Origin of the sequence: Variovorax terrae, from assembly GCF_022809125.1 — a bacterium.
GTDB lineage: Bacteria > Pseudomonadota > Gammaproteobacteria > Burkholderiales > Burkholderiaceae_C > Variovorax_A > Variovorax_A terrae.
On record NZ_JALGBI010000001.1, the window covers coordinates 810,578 to 832,405 of the forward strand.

The 21,828-nt window shown below is 68.8% G+C and carries 22 protein-coding genes; 11 read left to right on the forward strand and 11 right to left on the reverse strand.

Annotated features, from left to right (window positions below):
• Nucleotides 1–13 precede the first annotated feature (13 nt).
• The 3 genes from MMF98_RS03740 to MMF98_RS03750 all read right to left on the reverse strand — a co-directional run bounded on the left by MMF98_RS03740 (nucleotide 14) and on the right by MMF98_RS03750 (nucleotide 1,662).
• Nucleotides 14–568: a DUF1697 domain-containing protein gene (locus tag MMF98_RS03740; RefSeq protein ID WP_243304451.1), complete on the reverse strand. Its 555-nt coding sequence runs from the start codon at nucleotides 566–568 to the stop codon at nucleotides 14–16.
• Nucleotides 569–587: 19 nt separating this feature from the next.
• Nucleotides 588–998: a lactoylglutathione lyase gene (gene gloA, locus MMF98_RS03745; RefSeq protein WP_243304453.1), complete on the reverse strand. Its 411-nt coding sequence runs from the start codon at nucleotides 996–998 to the stop codon at nucleotides 588–590.
• Between the two features lie 103 nt (nucleotides 999–1,101).
• Nucleotides 1,102–1,662 carry a PaaI family thioesterase gene (locus MMF98_RS03750; protein ID WP_243304457.1) on the reverse strand — a complete coding sequence of 187 codons (561 nt, stop codon included), beginning with the start codon at nucleotides 1,660–1,662 and terminating at the stop codon, nucleotides 1,102–1,104.
• 68 nt (nucleotides 1,663–1,730) lie between these two features.
• Here MMF98_RS03750 and MMF98_RS03755 point away from each other — a divergent pair, with 68 nt between their 5' ends.
• The 3 genes from MMF98_RS03755 to MMF98_RS03765 all read left to right on the forward strand — a co-directional run bounded on the left by MMF98_RS03755 (nucleotide 1,731) and on the right by MMF98_RS03765 (nucleotide 4,301).
• A complete protein-coding gene (locus tag MMF98_RS03755) occupies nucleotides 1,731–2,189 on the forward strand; it encodes a MarR family winged helix-turn-helix transcriptional regulator (protein WP_243304459.1) in 459 nt (152 codons plus the stop codon).
• Nucleotides 2,179–3,396 (forward strand): MFS transporter, encoded by a 1,218-nt coding sequence (locus MMF98_RS03760; protein WP_243304462.1) that lies wholly within the window; start codon nucleotides 2,179–2,181, stop codon nucleotides 3,394–3,396. The genes MMF98_RS03755 and MMF98_RS03760 overlap by 11 nt, the downstream gene beginning before the upstream one ends.
• 110 nt (nucleotides 3,397–3,506) lie before the next feature.
• Entirely contained in the window at nucleotides 3,507–4,301 is a 795-nt protein-coding gene (locus tag MMF98_RS03765; protein WP_243304463.1) for a transglutaminase-like domain-containing protein, read from the forward strand.
• 6 nt (nucleotides 4,302–4,307) lie between these two features.
• Here MMF98_RS03765 and MMF98_RS03770 read toward each other — a convergent pair whose 3' ends face one another.
• Genes MMF98_RS03770 through MMF98_RS03785 form a run of 4 tightly spaced genes read right to left on the reverse strand, consistent with a single transcriptional unit; the run spans nucleotide 4,308 to nucleotide 8,416 of the window.
• The gene (locus tag MMF98_RS03770) at nucleotides 4,308–5,120 is read right to left on the reverse strand and encodes an SDR family NAD(P)-dependent oxidoreductase (RefSeq protein ID WP_243304465.1); all 813 of its coding nucleotides are present in this window, start codon (nucleotides 5,118–5,120) and stop codon (nucleotides 4,308–4,310) included.
• The gene (locus MMF98_RS03775; RefSeq protein WP_243304467.1) at nucleotides 5,117–5,758 is read right to left on the reverse strand and encodes a 2-dehydro-3-deoxy-6-phosphogalactonate aldolase; all 642 of its coding nucleotides are present in this window, start codon (nucleotides 5,756–5,758) and stop codon (nucleotides 5,117–5,119) included. The genes MMF98_RS03770 and MMF98_RS03775 overlap by 4 nt, the downstream gene beginning before the upstream one ends.
• Complete coding sequence (locus tag MMF98_RS03780; RefSeq protein WP_243304469.1) at nucleotides 5,755–6,666, reverse strand: 2-dehydro-3-deoxygalactonokinase; 912 nt, start codon at nucleotides 6,664–6,666, stop codon at nucleotides 5,755–5,757. Before MMF98_RS03780 ends, MMF98_RS03775 begins: the two co-directional genes overlap by 4 nt.
• A gap of 7 nt (nucleotides 6,667–6,673) precedes the next feature.
• Nucleotides 6,674–8,416, reverse strand: a complete 1,743-nt coding sequence (locus tag MMF98_RS03785) for an IlvD/Edd family dehydratase (RefSeq protein WP_243304471.1) — start codon at nucleotides 8,414–8,416, stop codon at nucleotides 6,674–6,676.
• Nucleotides 8,417–8,482: 66 nt separating this feature from the next.
• Between MMF98_RS03785 and MMF98_RS03790 the strand changes: the two genes are divergently transcribed.
• The 6 genes from MMF98_RS03790 to MMF98_RS03815 all read left to right on the forward strand — a co-directional run bounded on the left by MMF98_RS03790 (nucleotide 8,483) and on the right by MMF98_RS03815 (nucleotide 13,835).
• Nucleotides 8,483–9,226, forward strand: a complete 744-nt coding sequence (locus MMF98_RS03790; protein WP_243304472.1) for a FadR/GntR family transcriptional regulator — start codon at nucleotides 8,483–8,485, stop codon at nucleotides 9,224–9,226.
• Nucleotides 9,227–9,248: 22 nt separating this feature from the next.
• Entirely contained in the window at nucleotides 9,249–9,776 is a 528-nt protein-coding gene (locus MMF98_RS03795; protein ID WP_243304475.1) for a TRAP transporter small permease, read from the forward strand.
• A 1-nt stretch (nucleotide 9,777) separates the two neighbouring features.
• On the forward strand, nucleotides 9,778–11,076 hold the full coding sequence (locus MMF98_RS03800; RefSeq protein WP_243304477.1) for a TRAP transporter large permease subunit: 1,299 nt from the start codon (nucleotides 9,778–9,780) through the stop codon (nucleotides 11,074–11,076).
• A 42-nt stretch (nucleotides 11,077–11,118) separates the two neighbouring features.
• Complete coding sequence (locus MMF98_RS03805) at nucleotides 11,119–12,129, forward strand: TRAP transporter substrate-binding protein (RefSeq protein WP_243304479.1); 1,011 nt, start codon at nucleotides 11,119–11,121, stop codon at nucleotides 12,127–12,129.
• A 58-nt stretch (nucleotides 12,130–12,187) separates the two neighbouring features.
• The gene (locus MMF98_RS03810; protein WP_243304481.1) at nucleotides 12,188–13,384 is read left to right on the forward strand and encodes a mandelate racemase/muconate lactonizing enzyme family protein; all 1,197 of its coding nucleotides are present in this window, start codon (nucleotides 12,188–12,190) and stop codon (nucleotides 13,382–13,384) included.
• A gap of 67 nt (nucleotides 13,385–13,451) precedes the next feature.
• Nucleotides 13,452–13,835, forward strand: coding sequence for a cupin domain-containing protein (locus MMF98_RS03815; RefSeq protein WP_243307291.1), 384 nt, complete (start codon nucleotides 13,452–13,454; stop codon nucleotides 13,833–13,835).
• Here MMF98_RS03815 and MMF98_RS03820 read toward each other — a convergent pair.
• From MMF98_RS03820 to MMF98_RS03835, 4 genes are all read right to left on the reverse strand, one after another.
• Nucleotides 13,813–14,868 carry an endonuclease/exonuclease/phosphatase family protein gene (locus tag MMF98_RS03820; RefSeq protein ID WP_243304483.1) on the reverse strand — a complete coding sequence of 352 codons (1,056 nt, stop codon included), beginning with the start codon at nucleotides 14,866–14,868 and terminating at the stop codon, nucleotides 13,813–13,815. The genes MMF98_RS03815 and MMF98_RS03820 overlap by 23 nt on opposite strands.
• Nucleotides 14,865–15,416: a Rossmann-fold NAD(P)-binding domain-containing protein gene (locus MMF98_RS03825; RefSeq protein WP_341481286.1), complete on the reverse strand. Its 552-nt coding sequence runs from the start codon at nucleotides 15,414–15,416 to the stop codon at nucleotides 14,865–14,867. Before MMF98_RS03825 ends, MMF98_RS03820 begins: the two co-directional genes overlap by 4 nt.
• Nucleotides 15,417–15,453: 37 nt before the next feature.
• The gene (locus MMF98_RS03830; protein ID WP_243304485.1) at nucleotides 15,454–17,037 is read right to left on the reverse strand and encodes a DEAD/DEAH box helicase; all 1,584 of its coding nucleotides are present in this window, start codon (nucleotides 17,035–17,037) and stop codon (nucleotides 15,454–15,456) included.
• Between the two features lie 218 nt (nucleotides 17,038–17,255).
• Nucleotides 17,256–17,729 carry a hypothetical protein gene (locus tag MMF98_RS03835; protein ID WP_243304489.1) on the reverse strand — a complete coding sequence of 158 codons (474 nt, stop codon included), beginning with the start codon at nucleotides 17,727–17,729 and terminating at the stop codon, nucleotides 17,256–17,258.
• A 228-nt stretch (nucleotides 17,730–17,957) separates the two neighbouring features.
• On the opposite strand from MMF98_RS03835, the gene ettA reads away from it, so the two are divergent.
• On the forward strand, nucleotides 17,958–19,619 hold the full coding sequence (gene ettA / locus MMF98_RS03840; RefSeq protein WP_243304490.1) for an energy-dependent translational throttle protein EttA: 1,662 nt from the start codon (nucleotides 17,958–17,960) through the stop codon (nucleotides 19,617–19,619).
• A 32-nt stretch (nucleotides 19,620–19,651) separates the two neighbouring features.
• Nucleotides 19,652–21,811, forward strand: coding sequence for a DUF1631 family protein (locus tag MMF98_RS03845; protein ID WP_243304492.1), 2,160 nt, complete (start codon nucleotides 19,652–19,654; stop codon nucleotides 21,809–21,811).
• Nucleotides 21,812–21,828: the final 17 nt, after the last annotated feature.

Consider the following 21,828-nt stretch of genomic DNA (forward strand, 5'->3'; position numbering starts at 1 on the left):
GCCGGGCCGCTGATCAGCCGGCAATGAGCTTCTCCACCGTGCGCAGATTGCGCGTGGTGGTGCTCGACTTGTAGCGGGTTTTCGCCAGCAATTTGGCGACGGGGGTGTCGGTGCTCTCGCCGCGCGGGCATTCCCAATAGAGCACGCCCTTGCCGCGTTTCAGGCGCTCGAGCCTGGCATCGACAGCGCCGGCCTTCTCGATGATCTCGTCGAGCATGGTGGCGTCGGAGCCAAACACCAGGTAAGGATGCCGCTCTTCGTCGATGCGTTCGAAGGGGTAGCCCGCAGCCATGTCGGCCACGGTCTTCTGTGTGAGCAGCACGATCCAGGCGTCGTAGCCGAAGCGCTTGCACAGGGCCTGCTCGATGCGGGTGCGCAGGGTGCTCGCATCGCTTTCGTCGGTGTCGAACAGCACATTGCCGCTGGCGAGCACGGTGCGCACCGCGCCGAAGCCCAGTTCGACGAAGAGCGCCTTGAGGTCGGCGCTCTTGACCGCGATGCCGTTGACGTTCACGCCGCGCAGCAGCGCGACATGGCGGGTCAGGGCCTGCTTCTTCGTGCTCGTCATGAGGCCGTCTTGCCGAGGTTCAGCGGAGGCCGCCGCCAGCAGCGCCCTCCGCGCGCTGGATCAGCTCGATCTTGTAGCCGTCCGGGTCGGTCACGAAGGCAATGACGGTCGTGCCGCCCTTGACCGGGCCGGCCTCGCGCGTGACGTTGCCGCCGGCTGCCTTGATTTTCTCGCAAGCCGCGTACACGTCGGGCACGCCGAGCGCGATGTGGCCGTACGCGGTGCCCAGCTCGTAGCTCTCGGTGCCCCAGTTGTAGGTCAGCTCGATCTCGGCATGGTCCGGGTTGTTGCCGTAGCCGACGAAAGCCAGCGAGTACTTGTACTCGGGGTTCTCGGAGGTGCGCAGCAGCTTCATGCCGAGTACCTGGGTGTAGAAGTCGATGGAGCGCTGGAAGTTGCCAACGCGCAGCATGGTGTGGAGGATTCGCATGGTGCCCATTATCGGCGGCGGCACCGTTCGATGCCGGTCGCGGGGTGTTGCCGAACCCCTGCCGTCCGCGGCCCCGCCGCCGGCTCTGCGGGGTGCGGCGCGGTCACGCTCCGGTGCCGGCCGGAGCCTTCGGCAGATCGAACACCAGGCAGGTCGTCGTTGCGTGCGCATACAGCGTGCCGTCGGGCCCGTAGAGCCGGGCCTCGGCGGTGGCGAGCTGGCGGCCGCAGTGGATCACCTTGCCCTCGGCGCGCACGCGCGGCGCCTTGGGGCCGATGGCCTTGACCAGGTTCACGCCCAGTTCCGCCGTGGTGTAGCCGCGGCCCGCGGGCATCAGGGTGTGGACGGCGCAGCCGAGCGCCGAGTCGAGCAGGGTGGCATACCAGCCGCCATGGACGCCGCCCATGGGGTTGAGGTGCGCGGGCCCCGGCGTGCCCTGGAACAACGCCCGGCCTTCGCCGACTTCCATCAGCTGGAAGTCCAGCGTCCTGGCGATCGGCGGGTAGGGCAGTTCGCCGCGCAGCATGGCCTGCATCATCTCCAGCCCGGTCTTGCCGGCCAACTGCGCGGGCGTGGCCACGCCGGGCCCGCAGCCCGCCTCCAGCCGCGCCGCCACTTCGCGCTCCTGCGCGAGCCAGGTTTCAAGGGGGGTGTTCTGGGTCATGGCCTGTCCTTCACCGTCCTGTTGATTGATTGCTTGCAATTGCAATAGTTGTAGATACAATAGTTTGGATGGACACCGTTGTCAAGCCTCAGGGCTGCACCAACTTCAAGCTGCGCCAGCTGATGCGCCGCGTGGCGCAGCACTACGACGCCGAGGTCGGCAAGACCGGCCTCAAGACCACGCAGTACTCGCTGCTGTCCACGGTGCTGCACCTGGGCCCGCTGCGCCCCGGCGAGCTGGCGCAGGCCATGGGCATGGAGGCTTCCACCCTCACGCGCAACCTGCGGCCGCTGGTCGAGGCGGGCTGGGTCGCGCTGGCGGCCGGTGCGGACGGCCGCAGCCGCACCGTGAGTATCACGGAGGCGGGGCGCGAAAAGCGTCAGGAGGCCCAGCGCCGCTGGAAGGTGGCGCAGCAGGGCCTCAACCAGCGCCTGGGCCTGGCGCGTGTGCTGGCGCTGCATGCGCTGATCGACGAATCCCTCGAACTGCTTTCCCCCCATCCTGACGGAGCTGACGATGAGCAATGACGCGCGGCGCACCGCCGCAGGACTGGTGCTGCTGGCCGCTGCCGGCACCTTCGCGCTGACCATGGGCGTGCGCCAGACCATGGGCCTGTTTCTCTCGCCGCTGAACACTTCCACCGGCCTGGGGCTGGGCAGCATCAGCCTGGCGTTCGCTTTCGGCCAGCTCTGGTGGGGCCTGACGCAGCCGTTCGCCGGCATGGTGGCCGACAAGATCGGCACCGGCCGCGTGCTGTTCACCGGCGCGCTGCTGGTGGCGCTGGGCACCTTTCTCACGCCGCTCATGACCACCACGGCCGGCCTGATCTTCGCCATCGGCGTGCTGGCGGCCGGCGGCGCCGGCATGGCCGGCCCCTCGGTGCTGATGGCGGCCACCACGCGCCTGGTGCCGCCCGAGAAGCGCGGCATGGCCACGGGCATCGTGAACGCCGGCGGCTCGTTCGGCCAGTTCATGATGGCGCCGCTGGCCGGTGTGCTCACGGTCAGCCTGGGCTGGGCCAGCGCCATGCAGGTGCTGGGCCTGGTCGTGCTGCTGGCGCTGCCGGCCGCCCTGGTGCTGCGCGGCAACTCGCTGCAGGCGGCGCCGGTGGGCCACAAGCCGGTGGGCACCGGCGAGGCCATCCGCGCGGCGCTGCGCCTGCCGAGCTACCTGATGCTGAGCGCAGGCTTCTTCGTCTGCGGCTTCCACGTGGCGTTCCTGGCCACGCACCTGCCCGGCGTGATCGCGGCCTGCGGCCTGCCGGTGCAGGTGGGGGCCTGGGCGCTGGCCCTGATCGGGCTGTTCAACATCGTGGGCAGCTTCGCCATGGGCTGGGCGGTGGGCCGCTGGCGCATGAAGTCGCTGCTGTCGCTGGTGTACGCCTCGCGCGCGCTGGCGGTGCTGGTGTTCCTGCTGGCGCCCAAGTCCGAGGCCGTGGTGCTGGGGTTCGCGGCGGTGATGGGCCTCACCTTCCTGTCCACCGTGCCGCCGACGGCGGGGCTGGTGGCCAAGTTCTTCGGGCCTGCCAACATGGCCACGCTGTTCGGCATCGTGATGCTGGCGCATCAGGTGGGCGGCTTCCTCGGCGCCTGGCTGGGCGGCAAGGTGTTCGAGGCCACGGGCGCCTACAACTGGGTCTGGTACATCGACATCGTGCTGGCCGTGGGTGCGGCGCTGGTGCACCTGCCGATCCGCGAGGCGCGGCTGCCGTCGCGCGCGGCGCGCCCGGCCTGAGCGGCGGCAGTCTCCGAGGGACGCCGCGCTGTTGCGCGGACGCGACGCGTGTCAGATTCATGAACCCCGCTTGGGTTAAGGTGGATGTTTCTCGTCGTTGCGGAAAAAAAATGACTACCCAGGCATCGGGGCTTTTGCGGGTCGATCTCGAACCCGGCCATTGGCTTGGCGCCACCCCCACGCTGAATCTGGCGGATGACCGGCTGCGCCTGCGCGCCAAGGCGCTCACGCAGCTGGCCCAGAACGACCATCAGCGCGCGCTCAGCATCTGTGATTTCGTCAGGACACTGCCCTACGCCGCTTCCGGCCGCCTGCGCTGCCCGACGGCGCGCCAGGTGCTGGATGCCGGCCGGGGCGACTGCTGGGCCAAGTCCACATTGTTCATCGCGCTGCTGCGCCTAGCCGGCGTGCCGGCGCGGCTGCGCATGGTGCAGTTGCGCGGCGAGCTGCTGCGCGGCCACGTGTCGTGGCTCAAGCAGGTGAACCACTCGCTGGTGGAGGTGTGGCTGGGCGGGCGCTGGGTGCGCACCGACACCCATGTGTTCGACCTGCGCTACCTGGTGGCGGCGCGCAGCCGGCTGACGGCGCAGCAGTGGGAGCAGGGCTATGGCATCCACCGGCGTGCGCAAAGCCTGTGGAACGGGCACCAGGATGCCTTTGCCTGCCTGGCGCTGGACGACGACAGCGGCATGCCGCTGGCCGACCTGGGCGTTTATCACGATCCGCAGGAATTTGCCGCCGCGCTGATGCCCAGGCGCGAGCCGCGGGGCGCCTGGGCCTCGCTGCGCCGCCGCTTCACGCTGCTGGCGATGGAACGCCGCATCCGCCGCCTGCGCGCGGAGGATGCCAACACGGTGGCGCCGCAGGAGCTGCCTTCGGGCCCGCGCGGCCGCCGGGTGGCGTGAAGGCTCTTACACCGGAACGGTGTAGTTCAGCGTCATGCGGCCGCCGTCCACCGTGAGGATCTCGCCGGTGATGTAGCTGGCGGCGTCGCTGGCCAGGTAGGCCACGGCGTCGGCAATCTCGGCCGGTTCGCCCAGGCGTTTCAGCGGGGTTCGGCTCAGGATGCGTTGCCTGGCTTCCTCGCTGGTCAGCACGGCCTTGGCCGCCAGCTCGGTGGCGATGGTGCCCGGTGCCACCGCATTCACGCGCACGCCCCGGTCGGCCAGCGCCAGCGCCATCACGCGCGTGAGCTGGTTGATGCCGCCCTTGCTGACGTTGTAGCTGGAGATGGTGGGGATGGCCAGCACGCCGTTGACCGAGCTCATGTTGACGATGGCGCCGCGCGCCGCGCCATCGACGGCGCCGGGCCGCGGGCCGGCCGCCACCATCGCGCGCGCCACCGCCTGGCCCATCAGGAACGAGCCCTTGAGGTTGACGCGCAGCACGGTGTCGAAGTCGGCCTCGGTCACGTCCAGGAAGTCGGCCGCCTTGAAGATGCCCGCGTTGTTGACCAGCACGTCGATGCGGCCGTGCACCGCCAGCGCCTGGGCCACCAGCGCGTCGACTTGCGCCTTGTCGCCCACGTCGCAGTGCAGGTAGCGCTGGCCCAGCTCGGCCGCCAGCGCCTGGCCGCGCGCGTCGTCCACGTCGGTGATGAGCACCCGCGCGCCTTCGCGGGCGAAGCGGCGCACGCAGGCCTCGCCGATGCCCTGCGCGCCGCCGGTGACGATGCAGACCCGGTCGCCGAGTCCGAACGAGGTTTGGGATGAAAGAGGGCTCATGTCCTGATCGTACCAGCGTAGGCGGCTATGAATTTCATAGCGTTCTCGCGCACCTCGGCGGCCGGCAGGCCGCTTCGGTACAGGGCCGATCCGATGCCGAAGCCGCTGGCGCCAGCCGCGCGGTAGGCCGCCATGTTGGCGGGCGTGATGCCGCCCACCGGGAACAGCAGGGTGTCGGCCTCCAGCACCGCGCGCAGCGCCTTCACGGCGGCAGGCGGCACCATTTCGGCCGGGAACAGCTTGAGCCCGCTGGCGCCGGCCGCCAGCGCGGCAAAGGCCTCGCAGGGCGTCAGCACGCCGGGCAGGCTCACCATGCCGAGCCGCGCCGTCTCGCGCACCACCGCCGCATCGAAGTTCGGCGAGACCACCATGCGCCCGCCGGCGGCATGCACCTCGCGCACCTGCGCCGCGTCGAGCACGGTGCCCGCACCCACCAGGGCCTGCGGGCAGGCATCGGCCAGGGCCTCGATGCTGCGCAGCGGCTGGGGCGAATTGAGCGGCACCTCGATCAGCATCCAGCCGGTGGCCGCCAGCGCCGTGCCGACCGGCTGCGCCTCGTGCGGTGGGAGCCCGCGCAGGATGGCCACCAGGGGCAGGGCGCGCAGCGCGGCGGCGAAGCGGTCGTGGGCAGGGGTCATGGAGCGTCCTGGTGGAGGGTGTTTGCAAGGGCCCGCAGCCCGCACCAGGTGGCCTCGGGGCCGAGGCAGCGGGCGCGCAGCCCGCGCTGCGGCAGGGCCAGCGCGTAGCGCCGCGTGAGCGCGGGGGCGCCGATGACGATGACCTCGCTGCCGGCGTCCAGCGGCTGCGCGCGCAGTTCCTCGCCGATCACCAGGCCCGACAGGTAGCTGGCCAGCGCCGGCCCGGCCATGCGGTTGAACAGCGACAGGGTGCGCGTGCTGAAGGCGCTGTGCAGCAGGCCGGGGCCCTGCAGCGCCCGGGCCACGCCTTGCGCGAAGGCGTCGTCGTCGGGCTCGGCGTCGTCGGCGGGCAGCGTGCGCGCCAGGATCGAGTGCTGGCGCAGCAGCGCATAGAACTCGCCGGTCATGAAGGTGGCGAAGTTCTCGATGCGGCCGGCGCGCACCCGCACCCATTTGCTGTGGGTGCCGGGCAGCACCAGCAGGCCGTCGTTCAGGCCCAGCAGTTGCAGGGCGCCGAAGACCTGGGTTTCTTCCCCGCGCATCACGTCCGGGACACCGCCGTGCTCGCAGCTCAGGCCCGGCACGAGGGCGATGCGCCCGGGCTCGATCCAGGTCAGCCGGGCGGCCACGTCGGGCTGGCCCGCGGGGCAGGGGCAGTAGGGCGCCTCGCGCCAGCCCTGCTGGCTGCCCGCCATCCCGGAAATCAGGCAGAAAGAGCCGGGGGGCCGCATCCAGCGGTCAAAGCATGCTTCGAAAACTGTAGCAAAGCCGCCGCGCTCCACGGTCAGGATGCCGCGTTCGAAGGACTGTTCCTCGAGCACGCGGCCATCGGGCGCGAACAGCGCGCCGCGCAGCGAGGAAGTGCCCCAGTCCACTGCGACCAGGGGGCGAGCAGCGGCGGCGGCCACGGTGGCCTCAGTGGTTGTCGCGCGGCACGAAGGCGCCGCGCCGCCCGCGCAGGAAGTCGAGGTCCGCGCCCTCGTCGGCCTGCAGCACGCGATCGACGTAGAGCTTCCAGTAGCCCGAGGACAGCGGCGGCTCGGGCGCGGTCCACAGGGCCTGGCGGCGCGCCAGCTCCTCGTCGCTCACGTGCAGATGCAGCCTGCGGTTGGGCACGTCCAGCTCGACCAGGTCGCCATTGCGCACCAGGGCCAGCGGCCCGCCGGCGGCCGCCTCGGGCGCGGTGTGCAGCACCACCGTGCCGTAGGCGGTGCCGCTCATGCGCGCATCGCTGATGCGCACCATGTCGGTGATGCCCTTTCTCAGCACCTTGGGCGGCAGCGGCATGTTGCCGACCTCGGCCATGCCGGGGTAGCCCCGCGGGCCGCAGTTCTTGAGCACCATGACGCAGTTCTCGTCGATGTCGAGGTCCTCGTCGTCGATGCGGCGGTGGAAATCCTCGATGTCCTCGAACACCACGGCCCGGCCCGTGTGCACCATCAGCGCCGGCGTGGCGGCGCTGGGCTTGATGACGGCGCCGCGCGGCGCGAGGTTGCCGCGCAGCACGGCGATGCCGGCCTTGTCCTTGAACGGGGCCTCGAACGGCAGGATCACCTCGCTGTTGTAGTTCTGCGCATCGGCGATGTTCTCGCCCACGGTGCGGCCGCTGGCCGTGACGTGGCCGGTGTGCAGCAGGTGCGCGATTTCCTTCATCACCACCGGCAGGCCGCCGGCATAGCAGAAGTCTTCCATCAGGTGCTTGCCTGAGGGCTGCAGGTTGACCAGGCAGGGCAGCTCGCTGGCGAGCCGGTCGAAGTCCTCGAGCTCCAGCTTCAGGCCGATGCGCCCGGCGATCGCGATCAGGTGGATCACGGCATTGGTCGAGCCGCCGATGGCGGCCAGCGTGCAGATGGCGTTCTCGAAGGCCTCGCGCGTGAGGATCGTGGAGAGCTTCTGGTCCTCGTGCACCATGTCCACGATGCGCCGCCCGGCCATGCGCGCCAGCACGTTGCGGCGGCCGTCCACCGCGGGGTAGGCCGCGTTGCCCGGCAGGCCGACGCCGAGCGCCTCGACCATGCTGGCCATGGTGCTGGCCGTGCCCATGGTCATGCAGTGGCCGTGGCTGCGGTGCATGCAGCTCTCGGCCTCGAAGAAATCCTGCAGCTTGAGCGTGCCCGCGCGCACCTGCTCGCTCATGCTCCACACGCCGGTGCCCGAGCCCAGCTCCTGGCCGCGCCACTTGCCGTTGAGCATGGGGCCGCCGCTGACGCCGATGGTCGGCAGGTCGGCGCTGGCCGCGCCCATGAGCAGCGAAGGCGTGGTCTTGTCGCAGCCCATCAGCAGCACCACGCCGTCCACCGGGTTGCCGCGGATGCTTTCTTCCACGTCCATGCTCGCGAGGTTGCGGTACAGCATGGCGGTGGGGCGCAGCAGGGTCTCGCCCAGCGACATCACCGGAAACTCGAGCGGGAAGCCGCCGGCCTCGTAGACGCCGATCTTGACCTGCTCGGCCAGCGTGCGGAAGTGGCTGTTGCAGGGCGTGAGCTCGCTGAAGGTGTTGCAGATGCCGATCACCGGGCGGCCGTCGAACTGGTCGTGCGGCACGCCCTTGCCCTTGACCCAGCTGCGGTAGGCGAAGCCGTCGCGGTCCTGCCGGCCGAACCATTGCTGGCTGCGCAGCTCCCCGGGTGGCTTGCGGGGCTTGGTGGAATCGCTCATAGGGTAAATCCTCGATCTGCAAACATATTATGGTCATACGATTAAACACAGACCCCCGTACAAACCATGATCAAGAACGTCCACGGCAACACGGTCGACCACCTTGGCGAAGCCATCGTGGCCGGGCGCTACGTCGCCGGCGCGGTGATTCCGCCCGAGCCGCTGCTGTGCGAGGAGCTCGGCGTCAGCCGCACCGTGGTGCGCGAGGCGGTCAAGTCGCTGATCGCCAAGGGCCTGCTCACCACGGGCCCCAAGGTCGGCACGCGCGTGCAGCCCGAGAGCCAGTGGAACTGGTTCGATCCCGACGTCATCATCTGGCAGTCCAAGGCCGGGCTCACGCCCGAGTTCCTGCGCGACCTGCAGGACCTGCGGCGCGTGGTCGAGCCCGCCGCCGTGCGGCTGGCGGCCGAGCGCGCCACGGCGCAGGACATAGCCGACATCGAGATTGCTTTCGCCGGCATGAAGCAGGCGGTGGAGGTGGGCGGCGACTACGTCACGCACGACCTGCGCTTCCACCAGGGCCTGCTGCGTGCCTGCCACAACCGCATGATCGTGCAGATGAGCAAGGCGCTGGGCGCGCTGCTGCGCACCAGCTTCGAGATCTCCACCACCCGCAAGGACGGGCCCAGGAACTCGCTGCCGCTGCACCGCGCCGTGCTGGATGCCGTGATCGCCCACCAGCCCGCGAAAGCGGAGAAGGCGGTGCTGATCCTGATCGACGGCGCGCGCGACGACATCGAGCAGGTACTGGCCTCGCGGCGCCGGCTGCCCCGGCTCAACACGCCCGCCCCCCTGCTCAAGGGACTGTGAGGCGCGGCCTCGGGAGACTGCATTGCACAAGCTGATCAATCTGTTCTTCAAGCTGCTCGAACTGCTGGTGGTGGTGTGCATGGTGGCCATGGTCATCATGGTGTTCGGCAACGTCGTGCTGCGCTACGTCTTCAACTCCGGCATCACCATGTCGGAGGAGATGGCGCGCTACTGCTTCATCTGGCTGACCTACATCGGCGCCATGGTCGCGATGCGCGACGGCGGGCATCTCGGGGTCGACACGTTGGTGCGGCACCTGCCGCTCATGGGCAAGCGGGTGTGCGTGTTCCTGAGCGAGGCCCTGATGCTGTTCTGCAATGCGCTGTTCCTGCTCGGAACCTGGCACATGCACGGGCTGCAGGTGACCAACATCTCGCCGGTGGCCGGCATCTCCATGATCTGGATCTATGGCATCGGCTACATCGTGGGCACGGTCATGGGCATCATGAACCTGCACAAGCTCTACCGGCTGTTCACGGGCCGGATGACCGAGCAGGAAATGATCCAGGTCAGCGAATCCGAAGAACAGCTCCAGGAAGTGAAGGCTTGAAGTGACCGTTGCCGTTTTCATCTTCTCGCTGCTCGGGGCCATGGCCCTGGGCATGCCGATCGCCTATTCGCTGCTGGTGTGCGGCGTCTCCCTGATGGCCTACATGGCCGGCACCGGGGGCCTGCCGGCCTTCGACAGCCAGATCATCGCGCAGCGCTTCGTCGACGGGGCGGACAACTTCCCGCTGCTGGCCGTGCCCTTCTTCCTGCTGGCCGGCGAGTTCATGAACGCGGGCGGCCTGAGCCGGCGCATCGTGAACCTGGCGATGGCCTGGGTTGGCCACTACCGCGGCGGCATGGGCTATGTGGCGGTGATGGCCGCCATCATCATGGCCTCGCTCTCGGGCTCCGCGGTGGCCGACACGGCGGCCCTGGCCGCGCTGCTGATCCCCATGATGAAGAGCGCCGGCTACAACCTCAACCGCTCGGCCGGCCTGATCGCGGCCGGCGGCATCATCGCGCCGGTGATCCCGCCCTCGATCGGCTTCATCATCTTCGGCGTGGCCGGCAACGTCTCGATCACCAAGCTGTTCCTGGCCGGCATCGTGCCCGGTGTGCTGATGGGGCTGTCCATCGGCATCGCCTGGTGGTGGGTCGCCAAGCGCGAGAACGTGAAGCCGGCCGACGCCGTGCCCCTGGGCGAGCGCCTGCGGATCACCGCGCAGGGCAGCCTGGCGCTGGCGCTGCCGGTGCTGATCATCGGCGGCATGCGCTTCGGCGTGTTCACGCCGACCGAGGCGGCCGTGGTGGCCGCGGTCTACAGCTTCGTCGTCGGCATGTTCGTCTACCGCGAGCTCAAGGTGTCGGCGTTGTACCGGCTCACGCTGGCCGCGGGCAAGACGACGGCCGTGGTGATGTTCCTGGTGGCGGCTGCGATGGTGAGCGCCTGGCTGATCACCGTGGCCAACATCCCGACCGAGGTGACCCGCATGCTCGAGCCCTTCATGGGCAACAAGACGCTGCTGATGTTCATGATGATGGTGCTGATCGTGATCGTCGGCACGGCGCTGGACTTCACGCCCACGGTGCTGATCCTCACGCCCGTGCTGATGCCGGTGGTGATCAAGGCCGGCATCGACCCGGTGTACTTCGGCGTGCTCTTCATCATGAACAACGCGATCGGCCTGATCACGCCGCCCGTGGGCACGGTGCTCAACGTGGTGTGCGGCGTGGCGCGCATCACCATGGACGACGCCTTCAAGGGCGTGATGCCGTTCTTCATCGCCGAGCTGATCGTCCTGTTCGCCCTGGTGTTCGTTCCGGAATTGGTGACCGTCCCCCTGCAGTGGTGGATGCGCTGATTCCTTTTTCATCCCGTGCCAACCCCATCAAAGGAGACAGCCATGTTCAAGCGCAGAACCATCGCCGCAGCCGCGGCCGGCCTCGGCCTGCTGTGGGCCACCTCGGCCTTCGCCCAGTTCGCCGACCGGACCATCAAGTTCACCAACGGCGTGGACGAGGCCCACCCGGTGAGCGCCGGCGTGAAGCGGATGCAGGAGGTGCTCAACGCCAAGACCGGCGGCAAGATCAAGATCAATGCCTTCTGGGGCGGTGCGGCCGGCGGCGACCTGCCGGCCACGCAGGCCCTGCGCGCCGGCACGCAGGAGATGGTCTGCACCTCGACCTCGCCGCTGGTGGGCATCGTCAAGGAACTGGGCGTGTTCGACCTGCCGTTCCTGTTCGCCAACGAGAAGGAGGCCGACGCGGTGCTCGACGGCCCGGCCGGCCAGTACTTCAACAAGAAGCTCGAAGAGGCCGGCGTGGTGAACCTGGCCTACTGGGAGAACGGCTTTCGCAACCTGACCAACAGCAAGCATCCGGTGGCCAAGGTCGAGGACTTCGACGGCGTCAAGGTGCGCGTGATGCAGAACAACATCTTCCTCGACACCTTCAAGACGCTGGGCACCAATGCCGTGCCCATGGCCTTTGGCGAGGTGTTCACCGCGCTCGAAACCAAGACCATCGACGGGCAGGAAAACCCGTTCGTGACCATCGAGACCTCCAAGTTCAACGAGGTGCAGAAGTACCTGAGCGTCACGCGCCATGCCTACACGCCGTTCCTGGTGCTCTACAGCAAGAAGCTCTGGGACCAGCTCAACCCGCAGGAGCAGGCCGCGCTGCGCGAAGCCGCGGTCGAGGGCCAGAAGGCCCAGCGCGCCGCCAACCGCGCGCTCAACGAGAAGTCGCTGGCCAGCCTGCGGGCCAAGGGCATGCAGGTGAACGACATCTCCGCCGCCGAGCAGCGGCGCATGTTCGAGAAGGTGAAGCCCGTCTATGACAAGAATGTGCCCGTCATCGGCCCCGAGGCCGTGAACCTGGTGCTGGACTCGCTCAAGAAGGCGCGCGGCGGCTGAAGGCCGCTCGCGCCATCCGGGGCCGCCGCGGGCGGCCCTGTTTCTCCGGGAGGGCAGAATGAAGATCACACAGGTTGAAACCATCCGCCTGGGCGAGTTCCCGAACATCCTCTGGGTGAGGGTGTACGGCAGCGACGGGCTCGTGGGGCTGGGCGAAACCTTCATGGGCGCCGAGGCGGTGGAGGCCTACCTGCACGAGTGGGCGGCCCCCCGCCTGCTCGGCAAGGATCCGCTGGCAATCGAGGCGCGCAACAAGGACATCACGGGCTACCTCGGCTGGCGCGGCTCGGGCGTGGAGACGCGCGGCAACTCGGCGCTGGACATCGCCCTGTGGGACCTGTTCGGCAAGGCGGCCCGCATGCCGGTGCACACCGCGCTGGGCGGGCGCAGCCGCGATGCCATCCGCATCTACAACACCTGCGCGGGCTACCAGTACATCCGCAGCAACCGCAACCAGAGCTCTTCCAACTGGGGCCTGGGCAACAGCCAGGGACCGTACGAGGACCTGCAGGGCTTCCTGCACCATGCCGACGAGCTGGCGCAGTCGCTGCTGTCCGAAGGCATCACGGCGATGAAGATCTGGCCGTTCGATCCCGCGGCCGAGCGCAGCGACGGCCAGTACATCAGCAACGCCGACCTCGACCTGGCGCTGGAGCCATTCCGCAAGATCCGCCAGGCCGTGGGCGAGAAGATGGACATCATGGTCGAGTTCCACAGCCTGTGGCGCCTGCCCATGGCGCAGAAGATCGCACGCGCGCTCAAGCCGTTCAACACCTTCTGGCACGAGGACGCGATCCGCATGGACAGCCTCGATTTGCTCAAGGCCTATGCGAAGGACTGCGAAGCGCTGATCTGCGCAAGCGAGACGCTGAGCTACAAGTGGGGCTTCAAGGACTACCTGCAGACCGGCGTGGCTGGCGTGGCCATGCTCGACCTGAGCTGGTGCGGCGGCCTGACCGAGGCGCGCAAGATCGCGGCCATGGCCGATGCCTGGCAACTGCCGGTGGCGCCGCACGACTGCACCGGCCCGGTGGTCTGGGCGGCGTCCACCCATCTCTCGCTGCATGCGCCCAATGCGCTGGTCCAGGAAAGCGTGCGCGCCTTCTACACCGGCTGGTACCGGGAGCTGGTGACTGAATTGCCGCGGGTCGAGAACGGCATGGTCAGCCTGAACGACAAGCCTGGCCTGGGGCTCGAGCTGCTGCCGGACCTGCACCGGCGCGCCGATGCGAGCGTGCGCGTGACGAAACTCTGAGCCGGCCGGCGGGGCGAAGGCGCCATCCGATGGGCACAATGGCGTTTTGAACGCCGGGTTTGCCGACATGACCGAATTCACCAAAGTAGTTCTCTTCACCGATACCGATGGCCGCGCGAAATTCCGCGAGGAAACGCTGCCGCTGTCCGGCGGCACGCCGCAGTCCCTGCTGTCGGCAGTGTTCGCCTCGCCCGGCTACCAGCTGCGGCACAGTCCGCCCGGTTTTCGCAGCCAGTTCCATTGCACGGTCACGCCGCAGTGGGTGTTCATCCTGGGGGGCGAGATGGAGATCGGCCTGCAGGATGGCAGCTCGCGGCGCTTTCTGCCGGGCCAGCATTTCTATTCGGCCGACGTGCTGCCGCCGGGCGCGAGCTTCGACGCGGCGGTGCATGGCCACTGGAGCCGCCAGCTCGGCCCCGACCCGCTGGTCACGCTGTTCGTGCAGGGGTGAGGGCGGGCGGCTGCGGCAGGCGCCAGCGCAGCACGGCGCGCACGAAGCCGTGGTCCGAGCGCGTGGCATCGCGGCCTTCGTGCAGGTGGTCGTTGAAGTAGTCCACGCGGCGCACGTCGCCCAGGTTGAATCGGCTGTGCGGCACGAATTCCTCGCTCACGAGAATCTGGTCGAGCACTTCCGGAAAGCCCTGGTGCACATGCGAGTAGGCCACGTCCTTCTTGAGGGCGGCCTCGCCCTGGTACTCGTAGGCGTTGAACAGGGCCACGTCGCGTGCCGCCTTGTCGTAGGCCACCTCCGAGGTGGCGGCCACCAACTGCGTGGTGACGCTGTGCGGACTGTCGTTGAAATCGCCCATCACCACCAGCGGCGTGTGCGTGCCACGCAGCAGGTCGATCACGATGCTGCGCAGGGCGGCGGCCTCGGCACCGCGCATGACGAGCGAGCGCAGGGTCGCGCGCGCCGCGACTTTGGGGTCGTCGCGGTCTTCGAGCGGGTGGCCTTGTTCGTTCTGCAGGAATTTCGGCCGCTTCGATTTCAGGTGGGCCGTCAGCACATGCACCGGCTGGCCGTGCTTCATGCGCAGGGTGGCGAGCAGCGGCGGCCGCTCGAACCGGCTGTGCGGGCCGAGGTCGGGCACCTGCACCTCGGCGCCCGGCGGAAACTCGGTGAGGGACCGCAGGGTTTCGACCGCCAGCCGGCTGACGAGGCCGACGCGCGGCGTGCCCTGGGCGCCGCTGGACGCCGGGTTGTTCTCGGCGCCGGGCACCGAGACCAGGCCGTAGTGCAGGCCGCTGCGGCTGACCGCGCCGCGCAGCGCCGCTTCGTCCCAGACTTCCTGCACCGCCAGCACATCGGCGTTGAGCGCCTTGAAGCGTCCGCCCAGCCATTCGATCTTGCGCTCGAACTGGGCCGGCGTGTAGGCCTCCTGGTTGGGGTAGAACAGCCGCCCCGGGTTGGCGAGGTTGAGCAGGTTGCAGGTGGCCACGGTCAGCGTGGCGTAGTTGGCAGGGGCTTCCTGAACAGGTGTCATGGGCGGCGGGCCGTTTCGTGGGCATGCAGCTGGCCGGAGGGCAGCACGTGCAGGCCGGGGCCTGCGTGCATCACGGCCTCGCGCAGGGCATCCGCCACCTCGCGCGCCGTGACGGAGCGGTAGTTGGCGGGAATGAAGGGATTGAGCCGCCGCATGGTGGCGAGCATGAACGCCTCGCCGCGACGGCGGGGCTGTTCGAGCGAGGAGCGGTCGCCCACGAGAAAGGACGGCCGCGCGATCACGACGGTCTCGAAGCCCAGGCGGGCAACGGCCTCTTCCATTTCGCCTTTCATGCGGTTGTAGAACACCGCCGAGCGGGCCTGGGCGCCCATGGCACTGACCACACCCAGGCGGGTTGCACCGGCCGCGCGTGCGGCGCGCGCCGTGGCGACGACGGCGTCGACATCCACGGCACGAAAGGCCGCCTGGCTGCCTGCCACCTTGATGGTGGTGCCCAGGGCGATGTAGACCTCGGAGACCGCCGGCAGGGCCGGCAGCGCGGCGTAGTCCACCGTGTGGCAGATCAGCCGGGGACGGACCAGCGGCAAGGGTCGGCGGCCCAGGCAGTGGACCGCCGCATAGCGCTTATCGGTTAAAAGACCGTTGAGGATTTCCCGGCCCACGAGCCCCGAAGCCCCCGCCACCAGAGCGGTTCTGTCCGCCGCCGGGGCCGCGCCCGCCGCGCCGTCCGCGGTCGGCCATGCTGTCGACGCTGGTGCGCAGGGGGTCGGGCTGGCGGGGCTGGCCATGGGTGGCTTTCTGGGCGGTGGTGTTGCCGCCATTGTGCCGCGGCTGTGCGCCGCCGTTTCCATTGCCATTGCCGCTACGGCCCTGGGCCGGCCGGGAGCCCTGGGGTCTGGCGCCGCCGCGTTCGCCCTGCGCGGCCTTGCTGTCGCGCATGCGCTGCATCATTTCGCCGCGTGCGGCCTTGGCCGCGGCCTGCATGACGTCACGGCTCGGCGGCTTGCCGGCGCCGCCCCAGATGGTCTGGCGGCCCATGGCGATGGGCTCGGCCTTCTCGCCCGGCTCGGGGCCGAAGCCGTCGATCGCCTGCACCGCGATCTGCTGCTTGGTGAAGCGTTCGATCTCCATCATGAAGCCTTCTTCGTCCAGGCACACCAGGCTCACGGCCTCGCCGCTGGCGCCGGCCCGGCCGGTGCGGCCGATGCGGTGCACGTAGTCTTCCGGCACGTTGGGGATTTCGTAGTTGACGACGTGCGGCAGGTCGTCGATGTCGATGCCGCGCGCGGCGATGTCGGTGGCCACCAGGGCGCGGATGTCGCCGCTCTTGAAGCCCTGCAGGGCCTGGGTGCGTGCGCCCTGGCTCTTGTTGCCGTGCAGCGCCATGGCCTTGATGCCGTTCTTGGTCAGGAACTCGGCCACGTTGTTGGCGCCGAACTTGGTGCGCGTGAACACCAGCACCTGGCTCCAGTTGTGCTCGTTGATGATGTGGGCCAGCACGGCCTTCTTCTTGCCGCGGCCCACCGGGTGGATCACCTGGGTGATGCGCTGCACCGTGGTGTTGCGCGGCGTGACCTGGATGCTCTGCGGGTTGCGCAGCAGCGTGTTGGCCAGGTCGCGGATCTCGTCGCTGAAGGTGGCCGAGAACAGCAGGCTCTGCTTCTCGCGCGGCACCAGCGCGAGGATTTTCTTCACGTCGTGGATGAAGCCCATGTCGAGCATGCGGTCGGCTTCGTCCAGCACCAGCATCTGCACGGTGGACAGGTCCAGGTGGCCCTGGCCCTGCAGGTCGAGCAGGCGGCCCGGGGTGGCCACCAGGATGTCCACGCCGCGCTTGATGCGGTCGATCTGGGGATTCATGCCCACGCCGCCGAAGATCACGGTGGAGCTCAGGTTCAGGTACTTGCCGTAGTCGCGCACCGACTCTTCCACCTGCGCGGCGAGTTCGCGCGTCGGGGTCAGCACCAGGGCGCGGATGGCCTTGCCGCCGAACCGGTTCTTGCCGGGTTCGAGCTGGCTGAGCTTGTGCAGCATGGGCAGCGTGAAGGCGGCCGTCTTGCCGGTGCCGGTCTGGGCGCCGGCCAGCAGGTCGTGGCCTTCGAGCACGGCGGGAATCGCCTGGGCCTGGATCGGGGTGGGGGTTTCGTAGCCTTGCTCGTGCACGGCTTTCAGGATGGCAGGAGCCAGCTTCAGTTCATCAAAATTCATAAGGAGGCGCCCATCCGGGCGCTGGGTGATCGGCCTGTCGGGATTTCGGAGAAACCCCGCCAGTCAAAGGCAGATACGGGTCAAAGAAGGGAGGGCGATTGCCCGGAGAATTGCAGCAAACTGGATCCCTGCAATCCCTCTATTGTCGCATGCCTTGGCGCGCCGCGCCGGATCGGGGCTTCGGGGGCGCGCCGCGGCACCCGGCCGCAGGAACGCGCTCAGGCGCTGGCGGCCATCTGGCGCAGCGAGTGCAGTTTGGCGGTCAGTTGGGGCGGATTGCCCTTGTCTTCGAGGGCGCTGCACAGGCTGGCCACCACGTGCGACAGATCGGCGAAGCCTTGCGCCTTCTCGATCTGCAACTGCGCTTTCAGGCGTGCCGTGAACCCCAGCCCCGAGGCGATTTCGGTGGCCAGGCGCACGGTGGCGCGATAGCGGTCCGACGGGTCGCCGCCGGCCACTTCGCGCTTCGGCTGCACCGGCCGCAGCACCACCGGCACGTGGCTCGTGAGCAGTCCCAGGTTGCACAGCCGCTCCAGCGCGGCGGCCAGGGTGGTCGGCGGCATCATCTGCACCAGTTGCTCGAAAGTCCGCTCGCCGTCGCACAGGATCAGCACCTGTCTTTGGTGCGGCGTGAGCCCGTGTTCGCGGCTGGACAGCTCGGCGCGGCCGGCTTCGGTTTTGACATAAAGCATAGGACCTCCATGGGGTGGGATGGGTCTCCCTGCCTGCCAGTTTGGTTACATGTCCTTACGATTAATTGACAAATGCACCAACCTAGGGAAAAACCGGAGTCGCCGTGCACAAATGGGATGCGTCCCCAAAAAGAGCCGGGAAGCGGTCCTCGGTTATGCTTTAAGGTTCTGCGCCTCCTTCAGGCCTCTGAGGGTTGCCGCCCCGACCTCCCTCCAGAATTGCACACCATGGCCCAATACGTTTTCACCATGAACCGCGTCGGCAAGATCGTTCCGCCGAAGCGACAGATCCTCAAGGACATCTCCCTCAGCTTCTTTCCCGGCGCCAAGATCGGCGTGCTGGGCCTGAACGGCTCGGGCAAATCCACGCTGCTCAAGATCATGGCGGGCGTGGACAAGGAGATCGAGGGCGAAGCCACGCCGATGCCGAACCTGAACATCGGCTACCTGCCCCAGGAACCCAAGCTCGACCCCGAGCACACGGTGCGCGAGAGCGTGGAAGACGCCATGGGCGAGGTGTTCGCGGCCAAGGCCAAGCTCGAGGCCGTCTACACCGCCTATGGCGAGCCCGACGCCGACTTCGACGCGCTGGCGGCCGAGCAGGCGCGCCTGGAGGCCATCATCGCCACTGCCGGCACCGATTCCGAGCACCAGCTCGAGATCGCCGCCGACGCCCTGCGCCTGCCGCCCTGGGACGCCAAGATCGGCCTGCTGTCGGGCGGTGAGAAGCGCCGCGTGGCGCTGTGCCGCCTGCTGCTGAGCCGCCCCGACATGCTGCTGCTCGACGAACCCACCAACCACCTGGACGCCGAATCCGTGGACTGGCTCGAGCAGTTCCTGCAGCGCTTCTCGGGCACCGTGGTAGCCATTACCCACGACCGCTATTTCCTCGACAACGCGGCCGAATGGATCCTGGAACTGGACCGCGGCGCCGGCATCCCCTGGAAGGGCAACTACAGCACCTGGCTCGAGCAGAAGCAGGATCGCCTGGCCCAGGAGCAAAAGGGCGAGGAGGCGCATGCCAAGGCCCTGAAGAAGGAGCTGGAGTGGGTGCGCCAGAACCCCAAGGCACGGCAGGCCAAGAGCAAGTCGCGCCTGGCGCGGTTCGAGGAACTGTCGGATTTCGAATACCAGAAGCGGGTCGAGACCCAGGAAATCTTCATCCCGGTGGCCGACCGCCTGGGCAGCAAGGTCATCGAGTTCAACAACGTCAGCAAATCGTTCGGCGACCGCCTGCTGATCGACAAGCTGAGCTTCAACGTGCCGGCCGGTGCCATCGTCGGCATCATCGGCCCGAACGGCGCGGGCAAGTCCACGCTGTTCAAGCTGATCGCCGGCCGGGAGCAGCCCGACAGCGGCGACGTGGTCATCGGCCCGACGGTCAAGATGGCCTTCGTGGACCAGAACCGCGACGACCTGGCCAATGAGAAGACCGTCTGGGAGGACGTCTCCGGCGGCCTCGACATTCTGAACGTGGGCAAATTCCAGATGGCCAGCCGCGCCTACTGCGGGCGCTTCAACTTCAACGGCGGCGACCAGCAAAAGCGCGTGGGCTCGCTCTCGGGCGGCGAGCGCGGCCGGCTGCACCTGGCCAAGACGCTGATCGCCGGCGGCAATGTGCTGCTGCTGGATGAACCGTCGAACGACCTCGACGTGGAAACCCTGCGCGCCCTGGAAGACGCGCTGCTCGAATTCGCGGGCTCGGTCATGGTCATCAGCCATGATCGCTGGTTCCTCGACCGCATCGCCACCCACATCCTGGCTTGCGAAGGCGACAGCCAATGGGTATTCTTCGACGGCAATTATCAGGAATACGAAGCCGACAAGAAGAGGCGCCTGGGCGAGGAGGGTGCCAAGCCGAAGCGGGTGCGCTTCAAGCCGCTTCGCTGACCACGAACGACACACCACGGGCAGGGGATCCCATGAAAGTCTCACTGAAGCGCAGATTCGGGGTGGCAGACGATCCGGGCGCCCTGCGGCCCTCCTTGCAGGACTGCCTGGAGGCGGTGCTGCTGCAGGCCGATTCCCTGATCGACAGCGTGCTCGACAGCCTGGCGGTCCCCATCGAACGGGCGCGCAAGGCCGCGGAGCGCGGCGAGCGGCCCGCGCCCGACCTGGCCGCGCTGAGGCAACTGGTGAGCCAGCGGGCGGCCGTGCGCCAGAGCTTCTCGGCCCATCTGCGCCAGGCCATCTATGGCGGCGGCGGGGTGGAGGCGCAGGCCCGCGGGCTGGTGCGTTTCGAGGACCTGCAGCTGTTCGAGGAAGCCCAGCTCGATGAAAGCATCGAGCTGGCGCGCGCCATGCAGGAGGTCGCGGCCTCGGTGGACGAGGTGCTGCCCGCGCTCGATGCGCTGATGAGCACGCTGCTGGGCTGGATCACGGTGCAGCCCCAGATCAATCCGCTGCGGCCCGAGTTGTTCGTGCGCGCGCTGCGCGAGTGCATCGCGGAGCAGGTCGACGATGCCCAGGGGCGCAGCGCAGCGATCGTCCCGGCCGCCGGTCGCATGGGCGTGAGCCTGCGCCTGCTGTACCGCGACCTGTCCGACTGGCTGCGCTCGCATGGCGTCGAGCCCGCGAGCCAGGGCGCCCCGGTCATCACGTCGGGCAAGGCCGCGGCCGAGCCCAGCTCGGTAGCGCGCACCCTGCTGACGCTGGACCGGCTGCGCCGGCTGCTGTCCGGCGAGCTGGACGACGCGCCGGGCCTGGCCGGGCGCAGTCCGCAGGATTTCATGCACACCGTGCCGGCCTCGGTCGAGGCGCTGCAGGACATGAAGCAGGTCGAGGCCATGGTGCAGCGGCTCAGCAAGCGGCCGCGCGAGCCGGGCGGCGCGGCCGGCCCGAACGGCCGGCGGCGCCCGCCACTCGACGGCAAGCAGTTGGGCAAGCAGGTCGGCGAGGAAGTGGCCCGCATGATGCTGGACAAGCTGATGGAGGACGAGCGGCTGCTGCCGAGCGTGCGCGACCTGCTGCAGGCGCTGGAACCTGTGCTGCTGCACCTGACCAAGGCCGACGCCCGTTTCTTCAGCGACCGCCAGCACCCGGCCCGGCGCTTCCTTGACCGCGTGACGCACCGCAGCCTGGCCTATGCCACGGAGCGCGACGAGGGTTTTCGCCGGTTCCTCCAGTCGATGGAGGACGCGGTCGTCAGCATCAGCGAGCAGCCCGAAGGGCAGGCGTCGGTCACGTTCGCCCATGCCCTGCAGCAGCTGGAGGCGCAATGGGCCCGCCAGGACAAGGCGCAGCACCAGCGCCAGGAAGAGGCGGCGCGCGCCCTGATGCATGCGGAGCAGCGCAACCTGCTGGCCCAGCGGCTGGCCGGCGAATTCCGCGAGCGCACGCACGACAAGGAGGTGCCGGCCTTCGTGGTCGACTTCCTGTGCGGCCCGTGGGCCCAGGTGGTGGCCGAATCGCAACTGAGCTGCACCGACGGCCGCAATGATCCCGAAGGCTTCATGGCGCTGGTGGAGGAACTGCTCTGGAGCGTGCAGCCGCGCCTGGTCCGGCGTCAGCGCAGCCGGCTGGTCGGGCTGATCCCGGCGCTGCTGGCCGGGCTGCGCCAGGGCCTGCAGCGCATCGGCTACCCGGCCGAGCGGATCACCCCGTTGTTCGACCAACTGATCGCCCTGCACGAGGCTCTGCTGCAGGAGGACGCGCCGGCGGCCAGTGCCCAGCCGGCCCCGGTGCCGGAGGAGGCCGTGTGGCTGGCCGAGCGCGAGGCCAGCGAGTCCGGCTACCTGGCGGCCGATTCGGTGATGCCGGTGGAGCCGCCCGCAGTGGCGCCCGAGGCGGCGGACGAGATCGCGCCGGCCCCTGCGGCGGCCGGCGAGCTGTCCATCGGAGCCTGGATCGAGCTGATGCTCGAAGGGCAGTGGGTGCGCGCCCAATTGAGCTGGGCCAGCCCGCACCGCACCCTGTTCATGTTCATCTCGCGCGGCGGACTGGCGCATTCCATGTCGCGGCGCACCATGGAGCGCCTGCGCGCGCAGGGGCTGATGCGCGTCGTGGCCGACGAGCACGTGGTCGACCATGCGCTCGACGCCGTGGCCCAGGCCGCCTTGCGCAACACCCTCGACAAAACCTGACCCCAGTCCGGAGCCCT

Bases quoted from the DNA above. Each gene is read 5' to 3' on its own strand.
- MMF98_RS03740 (WP_243304451.1), bottom strand. From the start codon at position 568: ATGACGAGCACGAAGAAGCAGGCCCTGACCCGCCATGTCGCGCTGCTG.
- gloA (WP_243304453.1), bottom strand. From the start codon at position 998: ATGCGAATCCTCCACACCATGCTGCGCGTTGGCAACTTCCAGCGCTCC.
- MMF98_RS03750 (WP_243304457.1), bottom strand. From the start codon at position 1,662: ATGACCCAGAACACCCCCCTTGAAACCTGGCTCGCGCAGGAGCGCGAA.
- MMF98_RS03755 (WP_243304459.1), top strand. From the start codon at position 1,731: ATGGACACCGTTGTCAAGCCTCAGGGCTGCACCAACTTCAAGCTGCGC.
- MMF98_RS03760 (WP_243304462.1), top strand. From the start codon at position 2,179: ATGAGCAATGACGCGCGGCGCACCGCCGCAGGACTGGTGCTGCTGGCC.
- MMF98_RS03765 (WP_243304463.1), top strand. From the start codon at position 3,507: ATGACTACCCAGGCATCGGGGCTTTTGCGGGTCGATCTCGAACCCGGC.
- MMF98_RS03770 (WP_243304465.1), bottom strand. From the start codon at position 5,120: ATGAGCCCTCTTTCATCCCAAACCTCGTTCGGACTCGGCGACCGGGTC.
- MMF98_RS03775 (WP_243304467.1), bottom strand. From the start codon at position 5,758: ATGACCCCTGCCCACGACCGCTTCGCCGCCGCGCTGCGCGCCCTGCCC.
- MMF98_RS03785 (WP_243304471.1), bottom strand. From the start codon at position 8,416: ATGAGCGATTCCACCAAGCCCCGCAAGCCACCCGGGGAGCTGCGCAGC.
- MMF98_RS03790 (WP_243304472.1), top strand. From the start codon at position 8,483: ATGATCAAGAACGTCCACGGCAACACGGTCGACCACCTTGGCGAAGCC.
- MMF98_RS03805 (WP_243304479.1), top strand. From the start codon at position 11,119: ATGTTCAAGCGCAGAACCATCGCCGCAGCCGCGGCCGGCCTCGGCCTG.
- MMF98_RS03810 (WP_243304481.1), top strand. From the start codon at position 12,188: ATGAAGATCACACAGGTTGAAACCATCCGCCTGGGCGAGTTCCCGAAC.
- MMF98_RS03815 (WP_243307291.1), top strand. From the start codon at position 13,452: ATGACCGAATTCACCAAAGTAGTTCTCTTCACCGATACCGATGGCCGC.
- MMF98_RS03820 (WP_243304483.1), bottom strand. From the start codon at position 14,868: ATGACACCTGTTCAGGAAGCCCCTGCCAACTACGCCACGCTGACCGTG.
- MMF98_RS03830 (WP_243304485.1), bottom strand. From the start codon at position 17,037: ATGAATTTTGATGAACTGAAGCTGGCTCCTGCCATCCTGAAAGCCGTG.
- MMF98_RS03835 (WP_243304489.1), bottom strand. From the start codon at position 17,729: ATGCTTTATGTCAAAACCGAAGCCGGCCGCGCCGAGCTGTCCAGCCGC.
- ettA (WP_243304490.1), top strand. From the start codon at position 17,958: ATGGCCCAATACGTTTTCACCATGAACCGCGTCGGCAAGATCGTTCCG.
- MMF98_RS03845 (WP_243304492.1), top strand. From the start codon at position 19,652: ATGAAAGTCTCACTGAAGCGCAGATTCGGGGTGGCAGACGATCCGGGC.